This window comes from Bacillus sp. P4_D3, assembly GCF_056401855.1.
Map to the genome: position 1 here is coordinate 1 of NZ_JBFUIN010001251.1, position 612 is coordinate 612.

A 612-nucleotide genomic window follows, 5' to 3' on the forward strand; every position below is an offset into this window, starting at 1 on the left:
AGAAAAGAAAGTTGACGCTGATTACGTATTAGTAACGGTTGGCCGTCGTCCTAATACTGAAAATATGGGTTTTGAAAAAATCGGTATTGAGTTTTCTGACCGCGGTTTATTAAAAATTGATCAACAATGCCGTACTAACCTTCCGAACATTTTTGCTATCGGTGATATTATTGCTGGTCCACAGCTTGCACATAAAGCATTTTACGAAGGAAAAGTAGCTGCTGAAGCTATTTTTGGTGAACTATCATGTGTTGATTACTTGGCAATTCCAGCAGTTTGTTTCACAAATCCTGAATTAGCTACAGTTGGTTATACTGAAGAGCGAGCAAAGGCAGAAGGCATGGAAGTAAAAGTGATTCAATCCCCATTTTCAGCAAACGGTCGTGCACTTGTATCAAATGAAGGAAAAGGGTTCTTGAGGCTATTGGTGCGTAAAGAAGATGGTGTATTAGTAGGTGCTCAAATCGTGGGTAATGGTGCATCAGAAATAATTGCCGAAATGGGTTTAGCAATTGAATCAGGCATGACAGTTGAAGATATTGCATTAACACCACATGYTCAACTAACTTTAAGTGAGATTGTGATGGAAGCCGCTGAGGCCTTAATTTACAA

General features: G+C 39.3%; 1 protein-coding gene. It reads left to right on the forward strand.

Annotated features, from left to right (window positions below; translation table 11 throughout):
- Positions 1-612, forward strand: a 612-nt coding sequence (locus AC1DTM_RS30625; RefSeq protein WP_477001722.1) for an FAD-dependent oxidoreductase, incomplete at both ends; no start/stop codon positions are given.